1 protein-coding gene is annotated in these 222 nt (G+C 62.6%); it reads left to right on the plus strand.

Annotation, left to right across the window (positions count from 1 at the left end):
- Window positions 1-222: 2Fe-2S iron-sulfur cluster-binding protein (locus AF337_RS41200; RefSeq protein WP_152971270.1), on the plus strand; the 222-nt coding region annotated here is incomplete at both ends.

The raw sequence follows: 222 nt of genomic DNA on the forward strand, positions 1-222 counted from the left end.
CGACGTCTCCGGCGACCAGAGCGTGCTCTCATGCGCGAAGAAGGCGGGCGTCAGGATACCGTCGTCCTGTGCGAACGGCGTCTGCGGCACCTGCAAGTCGAAGCTTACGTCAGGCACGGTCGACATGAACCACAATGGCGGAATTCGTCAGCGGGAAATCGACGCCGGCCTCTTTCTGCCCTGCTGCTCCAAGCCGCTCAGCGATCTCGTCATTGAGCGCTG

It is taken from the genome of Rhizobium ecuadorense (assembly GCF_001187535.1).
GTDB classification, from domain to species: Bacteria; Pseudomonadota; Alphaproteobacteria; order Rhizobiales; family Rhizobiaceae; genus Rhizobium; species Rhizobium ecuadorense.